We start from the raw sequence: 9532 nt of genomic DNA on the forward strand, positions 1-9532 counted from the left end.
ATCTGGAAAAGCTTGCCTCCGGCGACGTCAACAAGGTTGCTGAGGTTGTTCGCGACCTGTGGCGCCGCGACCAGGAGCGCGGCCTGTCCGCTGGGGAAAAGCGCATGTTGGCCAAAGCCCGCCAGATCCTGGTGGGTGAATTGGCGCTGGCCGAGAGCACGGACGACGCCAGGGCATCGGACATTCTGGACGAGGCGCTGGCCGCCGCTTCTTGATTTCGTGACGATTTTCTGACGTTCGAGGAACCGTATTGACCGGCACGGTCGCTGTTGTTCCGGCCGCTGGTTCCGGCGAGCGCCTGGGCGCCCGTGTGCCCAAAGCGTTCTATCAGCTCGACGGCAGAACCCTGGTCGAGCGGGCCGTCGACGGTCTGTTGTCCTCGGGTGTGGTCGACCACGTGGTGGTGGCTGTGCCCGCTGACCGCACCGACCGGGCAAAGCTGATCCTCGGCCGGGACGCGACCGTCGTCGCTGGCGGAGCACATCGAGGCGAATCGGTCAGCCGGGCATTGGCCGCCGTCGGTGCCGGGGAACCAGATTTCGTTCTGGTGCACGACGCTGCCCGCGCCCTGACACCGCCTGAGCTGGTGATACGGGTCGTGCAAGCGCTGCGGGCCGGGCATTCGGCCGTCGTGCCCGTGCTGCCGCTGGCGGACACCATCAAAGCCGTCGACGCCGACGGCGCGGTGTTGGCAACGCCCGAGCGCGCCGGTCTGCGCGCCGTGCAGACGCCGCAGGGCTTCACCACCGAGCTGTTGCTGCGGGCCTACCGGGAGGCCGGCACGGCCGAGTTCACCGACGACGCGTCCCTGGTCGAACATGTCGGAGCCCGGGTTCAGGTTGTCGCCGGCGACCCGCTGGCCTTCAAGATCACCACGCGGCTGGACCTGCTGCTCGCACAAGCGATCGTGAGTCAGTGAACGTCCGGATCGGCTTGGGCACCGACGTCCACGTCATCGAGGCCGGCAGACCGTGCTGGCTGCTGGGTCTGCTGTTTTCCGACGTCGACGGTTGTGCCGGGCACTCCGACGGCGACGTGGCCGTACACGCGCTGTGCGATGCGCTGCTGTCGGCGGCCGGCCTCGGTGACATCGGCGAGGTGTTCGGCGTCGACGACCCGCATTGGGCCGGTGTCACCGGTATGACGATGCTGCGCCACGTCGCCGGGCTGCTGACCGAGCACGGCTTTGCGGTCGGTAACGCGGTAGTCCAGGTCGTCGCGAACCGGCCCAGGGTCGGACCGCGCCGGGCCGAGGCGCAGACGGCGCTGTCGGACGTGCTGGGCGCGCCGGTGTCGGTCTCGGCCACCACCACCGACGGATTGGGTCTGACCGGACGCGGGGAGGGTCGCGCGGCAATCGCGACGGCTTTGCTGGTCGCCGGCTGACGGTGTGCAGCGTGGGACATCGATTTCGCCGGTGACGGACATCCAGCGCGGTTTGTACCCATTTGACCCGAGGCGACCGCGGTGGTCGTCGATGCCTCATCCGGCCCGGTAAGCTGGCACGTCGTGACCGATTGCGCCGGCCTGCGGCTACACGACACGGCAACTGGTGCCGTCCGTGACTTTGTTCCGCTGCGGTCCGGTCACGTGTCCGTCTACCTCTGCGGCGCTACCGTGCAGGGGCTCCCGCACATCGGCCACGTGCGCAGCGGCGTCGCGTTCGACATCCTGCGCCGCTGGCTGACGGCGCGCGGCTGCGACGTCGCATTCGTCCGCAACGTCACCGATATCGACGACAAAATCTTGCACAAGGCCGCCGCGGCGGGCCGTCCGTGGTGGGAGTGGGCGGCGACCTACGAGCGGGCGTTCGCCGCAGCGTACGACGCACTCGGCGTCCTGCCGCCGTCGGTCGAACCGCGCGCCACCGGCCACATCACGCAGATGGTCGACCTGATCGAGCGACTGATCGACTCCGGCAACGCCTACCAGGGTTGCGGCGACGTCTATTTCGACGTGCTGAGCTACCCCGACTACGGCCGACTGTCCGGGCACCGGGTCGACGACGTTCACCAGGGCGAGGGCGCGGCGACTGGTAAGCGCGATCAGCGCGACTTCACGCTGTGGAAGGGCGCCAAGCCCGGCGAGCCGTCCTGGCCGACGCCGTGGGGCCGCGGCCGGCCCGGTTGGCACCTGGAATGCTCGGCGATGGCTCGCACTTATCTCGGCCCCGAATTCGATATCCATTGTGGTGGAATGGATTTGGTATTCCCGCATCACGAGAACGAGATTGCTCAGAGTCGCGCGGCCGGCGACAATTTCGCCAGGTACTGGATGCACAACGGCTGGGTCACCCTGGGTGGCGAGAAGATGAGCAAGTCGCTGGGCAACGTGTTGGCGATCCCGGCGATGCTGCAGCGCGTGCGTGCCGCCGAACTGCGCTATTACCTGGGCAGTGCGCACTATCGCTCGATGCTCGAGTTCTCCGAAGCTGCACTGAAAGACGCGGTGAACGCCTACGTCGGGATCGAGGAGTTCCTGCATCGGGTGCGTACCCGGGTCGGTGCCGTCGAACCCGGACAGTGGACCGCCCGGTTCGCTGACGCGCTCAACGACGACTTGGCGGTACCCGCGGCGTTGGCTGAAGTGCACCGCGCCCGTGCCGAAGGCAACCGCGCGCTCGACGCCGGCGACCACGACGCCGCGCTGGCCCAGGCCGGCGCGATCCGGGCGATGATGGGCATTCTCGGCTGCGATCCACTCGACGAGCGATGGAAGTCGCGTGATGAGACCTCGGCCGCGCTAGGTGCGGTCGACGTGCTGGTGCGCGCCGAGTTGGAACGCCGCCAACAGGCTCGCGCGCAACGTGATTGGAAGCTGGCCGACGAGATCCGGGATCGGCTCAAAGATGCCGGCATCGAGGTCACCGACACCGGCGACGGCCCGCAGTGGTCACTGGAAGCTCATGCCGATGGCCGGTAATTCGCAGCGCCGCGGCGCAATCCGCAAGACATCGAAAAAAGGCGCTACGGTCGGCTCGGGCGGCCAACGGCGCCGCGGACTGGAAGGTCGTGGGGCGACTCCGCCCGCGGAGGCGCGGCCACACCATCCGGCCGCCAAGCGAGCCAAGGCCCAGGCACGCCGTCCCGTCAAGCGCAAGGACGTTGGCCCCGAAACCGTCCTGGGCCGCAATCCCGTCCTGGAATGCCTGCGTGCAGGAGTTCCGGCGACCGCGCTGTACGTGGCACTCGGCGCCCAGGCTGACGAACGCCTTAGCGAATCCGTAACGCTGGCAGCAGATTCCGGCATCGCGATCCTGGAAGTGCCCCGCAATGATCTGGATCGGATGACCACCAACGGTTTACACCAGGGCATTGCGCTCCAGGTGCCGCCGTACAACTACCTGCACCCCGACGAGTTGCTCAAGACGGCGCTGAACAATCCGCCTGCTCTGCTGGTCGCGCTCGACAACATCTCCGATCCGCGAAATCTCGGGGCCATTGTCCGCTCTGTCGCGGCCTTCGGTGGCCACGGCGTGCTGATCCCCGAGCGTCGGTCTGCCTCGGTGACGGCGGTCGCCTGGCGAACCAGTGCTGGCGCCGCCGCCCGGATTCCTGTTGCGCGCGCCACCAATCTCAATCGCACACTCAAGGATTGGGCCGACAAAGGTCTGCAACTGGTTGGGCTCGACGCCGAGGGCGACACGGTCGTCGACGAGGTGGACGGCGACGGCCCGATCGTGGTGGTGGTGGGATCGGAAGGCAAGGGGTTGTCGCGGCTGGTGCGCCAGGCCTGTGATGCGGTGGTGTCGATTCCGATGGCGGGCCCGACCGAGTCGTTGAACGCGTCAGTGGCTGCCGGAGTGGTGCTGGCCGAAATCGCCCGCCAACGCCGAAGCTGATTCGTCGGCTATTCGCGTCGTCACGACGCGGCGCTTCTTCGAACAGCACTCGGCGCTACCGCGGTTTGTCGAGCTGGTTTTCCGATGGTCGCCCGAGAAATGCGCGTACCGCATTATCGAGTTGCCCGGGCACGCCTAGATCCCCAACAGCCGCACCGCGGCCCATAACCCCAGCACGGCGGCGATGAGGGAGGTAGGCACGGTGAACAATCCGAGTCTGGTGTACTCGCCGACGCTTGCCGGCACGTCGTAGCGGCGTAAAACACTGCGCCACAAAAGATTTGACAGCGATCCTACGTACGTCAGGTTCGGACCGATATTCACCCCGATCAGCACGGCCAGCACCGCAGCGGGGCCGGCCGACGCCACCAGCGGCACCATGACCAGCGTTGCGGGCAGGTTGTTGGCGATGTTGGCCAGCACCGCGGCCAGCGCCGCGTAGCCGAGCAGGGCAAGCAGTCCGGAACCGGACGGCAGTAACCCGCCCATCCGCTCAGCGACGCCGTTGCGCATCACTGCTTGCACGACGACGGCCAACGCGAGTACGAACACCAGGAACGGCGCGTTGACGGCGCGGACGATCTGCACCGCCGAGGTGCGCCGGGCCGCGAGGTTGCGTACCGCCAGCACGACCGCCCCGGCCAGCGCGGCCCAGGCCGGCGCCACGTCGATCGCCTCGGTGACGACGAAGCCGGCCAACGTCAGCGCCACCACGACCAGCGCGAACACCGGTGTCGGGGGCGCGGGTTGGTCCTCCTGCGGTTCCGGCGGCACCTCGAGATCGTGACGGAAGAAGATTCGGAAGACGACGTAGACGGTACCCACCGCGGCCAGCCACGGCAGCGTCATCAGCACAGTGAACGTGGTAAACGAGAGGTGCGCCGCGTTGAAGGCAAGCAAATTGGTCAGGTTCGACACCGGGAGCAACAGCGACGCGGCGTTGGCCAAATGTGCTGTGGCGTAGGCGTGCGGCCGCACCGGTGCCCGCAGACGCCGAACCATGGTCAACACGACCGGGGTGAGCAGGACCACCGTGGCGTCCAGGCTCAGCGCGGCGGTAATGACCGCCGCGATCACGAACACCTGTCGCAGCAGGCGTTGTGAGCCGACGCGGCCACGCGCCATCGCCGCACCGGCCGCCTCGAACAGGCCCTCGTCGTCACACATCTTGGCCAGCACCAGCACGGCGCCCAGAAATGCGACGACGGGCAGCAGTCGCGAGGCCTCCACCATCGCGTCGTGCATCGAAATCGCTCCGACGGCGACCAACAACACCGCGGCCGGTACCGCCCCGATCGCCTCCGGCCAGCCCCGCGGACGGGTAACCGCACACGTCAGCACGGCGGCCAGCGACACGAGCGCCAGAAACAGCGTCAAATTCGGTCCCGGGGATCTGCACGCCGCCACATCGGCGGCATGTCCTGTCGCATCAGCAAAACGGTTTCAGGTCAATGCCCTCGGCCCTCAGACGCTCGCGGACAACCGTCGCGATCTGCACGGCGCCCGGCGAATCACCGTGCAGGCATAACGATTCCACGTTCAGCGGTACGCTGGAACCATCGGAGGCGGTGACGCTGCCAGCGATCACCATGGTGAGCACCCGTTCGGCGATCGCGGCCGGGTCGGCGAGTACCGCTCCGGGCTCGCGCCGCGAAACAAGTTGTCCGTCAGCCTGATACGCGCGGTCAGCGAATGCCTCACCCACCGTTCGCAGACCGCGTTTGCCGGCCTCGTCGAAAAACGCCGATCCTGGCAAGCCCAAGACGGGCAGGCCGGGGTCGACCTGGCGTACTGCTTCTGCGACTGCTCCGGCCTGCTCGCGATTGACGACGATCGTGTTGTACAGCGCCCCATGGGGTTTGACGTAGGACACCGAGGTTCCGGCCGCCCGGGCCAACCCGTGCAGGGCGCCGATCTGATAGATCACGTCGGCCAGCAGGTCTTCGGGTGTGACGTCGATGAAGCGGCGACCGAAGCCGGCCAGGTCGCGGTAGCTCACCTGCGCGCCAATCCGTACGCCGCGCTCCGCGGCCAGTCGACACACCGCCAGCAGCTTGGCCGGGTCGCCGGCATGAAAACCGCAGGCGACGTTGGCGCTGGTGACGACGCCGAGCATGGCGGCGTCGTCACCGAGTTGCCAGACACCGAAGCCCTCGCCCAAGTCGGCATTGAGGTCGATGCGTGCCACGTTCGCAGCTTAATGGTCTCGTTACGCGTGCACCGGGGGGTGCGCCATGGTCGCCTTTGCGCACCGAGATCGACGTTGTGGCGGCAAAGTTCGAGTATCAGGCCGCCCCCACGTCGATCTCGACGCGGGGAAGGCAACTCCCGCGCCCCCGAAGTTGGCTGCGCGACGCCGCTGACCGGTGCAATTCCCGGTAATCTCCCGGTTCATGAGTCCCGCTCGGCTCTACCCCGAACTACACCGCAGCGGTGTCGCCGTTGCCGAGCAGCAGCCGAACCGCCAACTCCAGTCGCTTGCTGACGTCGGTCGCCGATGCGCGCCGGGTCAGCCAGGCCAACAGGTTGTTGGTCCACACATCCGAGATCACCCGGGCGATGTGGTACTGCTCCTCGGTCGGCTCGCCGTCGCTCATCGCACGGGCGAACATCGAATCGATCAGCTTCTCCACCTGATCAACTTCGCCGGCCGCGGATGCGTCGGCGAACACGTAGGCGCGAGTCATTGCCTCGGTCAGTAGTGGATTGCGCTGCATCGCCCGGTTGAGCTTGCTGATCATGAAATTCAGGCGCTGATTCGGCGTCCCGCCGACCAGGGTGGACCGGTCGGTCTTGGCGTCGATGCGTTCGAACTCCCGGCCGAGCGCGGTCACCAGCAGGTGCACCTTGGACGGGAAATACCGGTACAGCGTGCCCACCGCCACGTCTGCCCGGTCGGCCACCGCGCGCATCTGAACAGCCTCATAGCCGCCCTTGGAGGCGATCGCCATGGTCGCGTCCAGGATGCGCTTACGGCGCTCCCGCTGCGCTTCGGAGCCAAGCTCTGACTCGGCCAATACGGCCACGTTCATCACCTCACGAGGTTGCGCAGAAGACGAACCCGAGGATTCCCCCGAGTTGGCGGATACTGGCCCCGAAGCCGAACGGGTCATCAGACGGACAGCTCCTTCCCTTGGCGCTCGCTCGAAACGATACGCATGCCCAGCGCGAATATCCCACCTGCGTGCGGCCGAGACACCGGGATGTCCTGCTGCGATGGCATTCGACTTGACGATCGAACACTGGCACTATTAGAACACGTTCTAGTCTTGTGCGTGGTGCCTACGGCAACGTCGCCACCCGTCGATCGAGGAGTCCAGGTGGGCATGACCCCCAGCACTATTACCTCCGAACAGTTTGCGGCGCGGGAGTTGGTGCGCGACTGGGCCGTCGGCTCCGGCGCCACCGGAGCGGTCCGGGATATCGAACAGGGTAAGCCAAATGCCTGGCGACCGGTGTTCGGCGGCCTGGCCGAACTGGGCTTATTCGGTGTCGCGGTTCCCGAGGACTGCGGTGGCGCCGGCGGGACCATCGAGGACCTGGCTGCGATGATCGAGGAGGCCGCCCGGGCGTTGGTGCCCGGACCGGTGGCCACCACGGCCCTGGCCACCCTCGTGGTGTCCGACCCGCGGTTGCGCGCCGCCCTGGCTACCGGGGAACGCACTGCTGGGGTGGGGCTCGACAGCGATGTCGAGTTCGACGAGACGACCTCGACGGCGTCGGGAACAGTGCCGGTTGTGCTAGGCGGCGTGGCCGAGGGTTTGCTTTTGGTGCCGGCCGGCGGAACGTGGCTGCTCCTCGACGGCGCCGCCGAGGGCGTCTCCGTCGAGGCGCTCCCGGCCACCGACTTCTCCCGACCCCTGGCGCGGGTGGTGCTCACCGAGGCTTTGGCCACTGTGATCGACGCTCCGGTGACCGACCTGACCGTTACGGTGCTGGTCGCCGAAGCGGCGGGCATCACCCGCTGGGCTCAAGATACCGCTGTCGGCTACGCCAAGGTCCGCGAGCAGTTCGGTAAACCGATCGGCAGCTTCCAGGCGATCAAGCACCTGTGCGCCGAGATGCTGTGCCGCACCGAGCAGGTGGCTGTTGCTGCCGCCGACGCTGCTTGTGCCGCGCAGGGTGACGACACCCGGCAGCTGTCCATCGCGGCCGCCATCGCGGCCGGTGTGGCCATCGACGCGGTCAAGGCCAACGCCAAGGACTGCATCCAGGTGCTCGGCGGCATCGGAATCACCTGGGAGCATGACGCGCACCTGTATCTGCGCCGGGCTTACGCGATCGGGCAGTTCCTCGGTGGGCCCGCACGCTGGCTGCGCCGGACCGCTGAGCTCACCAACGACGGTGTCCGCCGCGAGCTCGTTATCGACCTCAGCGAGGTTGCCGACCTGCGGCCAGAGATTGCCGACGCGGTCGCCGGAATCGCGGCGCTGGCAGACGACCAACGGCAGGCCGGGCTCGCCGAGGCCGGGCTGCTGGCGCCGCATTGGCCTGCGCCCTACGGGCGCGGTGCCGGGCCGGCCGAGCAGCTGCTGATCGACCAGGAGATGGCGTCGGCCGGCATGACCCGGCCCGACCTGGTGATCGGCTGGTGGGCAGCGCCGACCATCCTCGAACACGGCACACCCGAGCAGATCGAGCAGTTCGTGCCCGCCACATTGCGCGGCGAAATCCTCTGGTGCCAGCTGTTTTCCGAGCCCGGCGCGGGCTCGGACCTGGCCTCGCTGCGCACCAAGGCGGTTCGGGCAGACGGCGGCTGGGAGTTGACCGGACAAAAGGTGTGGACCTCCTCGGCGCACAAGGCGCAATGGGGTGTCTGCCTGGCCCGCACCGACCCCGACGCCGCGAAGCACAAGGGCATCAGCTATTTCCTGATCGACATGAGCTCGCCCGGCATCCTGATCCGGCCGCTGCGCGAGATCACCGGCGACGCGTTGTTCAACGAGGTTTTCCTCGACAACGTATTCGTGCCCGACGAGCTGGTGGTCGGCACGGTCAACGACGGCTGGCGGCTGGCCCGGACCACGCTGGCCAACGAACGGGTCGCGATGGCCGCGGGCACCGCGCTGGGCAACCCGATGGAACAGCTGCTCGACGAAGCGGCGAAGGCGAATCTTGATGTCGCACAGCAGGATCAACTCGCACGGTTGATCATCACCGCTCAAATCGGTTCGCTACTCGACCAGCGCATCGCCCAACTCGCGGTAGGTGGTCAAGACCCCGGGGCGCAGTCCAGCGTCCGTAAACTCATCGGTGTGCGATACCGGCAGGCGTTAGCCGAGTACCGGATGGACCTGTCCGAGGGTGCCGGCATCGTCGCCGACGACACCGTCAAGGATTTCCTCAACACCCGTTGTCTGACGATCGCCGGAGGCACCGAGCAGATTCTGCTGACGCTGGCCGCCGAACGCCTTCTCGGCCTGCCGCGCTGAGTCGGTGTGCCCCGACGTCGAGCTGTCGGGCCGCGGCGCTCAGGTGAAGTTGGCCTGTGCGCAGGTGCTCGGTGAAGTGATGTTGTTTCCGCCGTAGACCACCTGGATGTGCGTGCACATGATGACCGGCACGTTGGTCCGCGACTGGCCGGTGTGCCAATCGGTCGCGTCGATCCGGCCCGTGGTCTGGTACTTCTCCGGGCCGCCTTCACCCGTGTAGATCGTGGTGACGTCGTCGTTTCCGCCTTCTTTGAACACC

General features: G+C 67.3%; 8 protein-coding genes and 2 pseudogenes. 6 read left to right on the forward strand and 4 right to left on the reverse strand.

Going from position 1 to position 9532, the window contains the following annotated elements; all coding sequences use genetic code 11:
- The 5 genes and pseudogenes from AC2VOU_RS03215 to rlmB form a co-directional block, all read left to right on the forward strand.
- Positions 1–215, forward strand: a pseudogene (locus tag AC2VOU_RS03215) (CarD family transcriptional regulator); the annotation flags it as partial.
- 35 nt (positions 216–250) lie between these two features.
- Positions 251–919, forward strand: coding sequence for a 2-C-methyl-D-erythritol 4-phosphate cytidylyltransferase (gene ispD, locus AC2VOU_RS03220; RefSeq protein ID WP_486956057.1), 669 nt, complete (start codon positions 251–253; stop codon positions 917–919).
- The gene (gene ispF, locus AC2VOU_RS03225) at positions 916–1386 is read left to right on the forward strand and encodes a 2-C-methyl-D-erythritol 2,4-cyclodiphosphate synthase (protein ID WP_486956058.1); all 471 of its coding nucleotides are present in this window, start codon (positions 916–918) and stop codon (positions 1384–1386) included. The genes ispD and ispF overlap by 4 nt, the downstream gene beginning before the upstream one ends.
- 123 nt (positions 1387–1509) lie before the next feature.
- Positions 1510–2922 (forward strand): cysteine--tRNA ligase, encoded by a 1413-nt coding sequence (gene cysS / locus AC2VOU_RS03230; RefSeq protein ID WP_486956059.1) that lies wholly within the window; start codon positions 1510–1512, stop codon positions 2920–2922.
- Positions 2912–3841: a 23S rRNA (guanosine(2251)-2'-O)-methyltransferase RlmB gene (rlmB, locus tag AC2VOU_RS03235; RefSeq protein WP_486956060.1), complete on the forward strand. Its 930-nt coding sequence runs from the start codon at positions 2912–2914 to the stop codon at positions 3839–3841. The genes cysS and rlmB overlap by 11 nt, the downstream gene beginning before the upstream one ends.
- 135 nt (positions 3842–3976) lie before the next feature.
- On the opposite strand, the gene AC2VOU_RS03240 is transcribed toward rlmB, so the two are convergent.
- The 3 genes from AC2VOU_RS03240 to kstR all read right to left on the reverse strand — a co-directional run bounded on the left by AC2VOU_RS03240 (position 3977) and on the right by kstR (position 6867).
- Positions 3977–5218: an SLC13 family permease gene (locus AC2VOU_RS03240; protein ID WP_486956061.1), complete on the reverse strand. Its 1242-nt coding sequence runs from the start codon at positions 5216–5218 to the stop codon at positions 3977–3979.
- Between the two features lie 52 nt (positions 5219–5270).
- Positions 5271–6029 carry a LamB/YcsF family protein gene (locus tag AC2VOU_RS03245; RefSeq protein ID WP_486956062.1) on the reverse strand — a complete coding sequence of 253 codons (759 nt, stop codon included), beginning with the start codon at positions 6027–6029 and terminating at the stop codon, positions 5271–5273.
- Positions 6030–6261: 232 nt separating this feature from the next.
- A complete protein-coding gene (gene kstR / locus AC2VOU_RS03250) occupies positions 6262–6867 on the reverse strand; it encodes a cholesterol catabolism transcriptional regulator KstR (protein WP_486956063.1) in 606 nt (201 codons plus the stop codon).
- 300 nt (positions 6868–7167) lie between these two features.
- Here kstR and AC2VOU_RS03255 point away from each other — a divergent pair, with 300 nt between their 5' ends.
- Positions 7168–9273 carry an acyl-CoA dehydrogenase family protein gene (locus AC2VOU_RS03255; protein WP_486956064.1) on the forward strand — a complete coding sequence of 702 codons (2106 nt, stop codon included), beginning with the start codon at positions 7168–7170 and terminating at the stop codon, positions 9271–9273.
- 39 nt (positions 9274–9312) lie between these two features.
- On the opposite strand, the pseudogene AC2VOU_RS03260 reads toward AC2VOU_RS03255, so the two are convergent.
- A pseudogene (locus AC2VOU_RS03260) lies at positions 9313–9532 on the reverse strand (hypothetical protein); the annotation flags it as partial.

It is taken from the genome of Mycobacterium sp. TH-M25 (assembly GCF_057473665.1).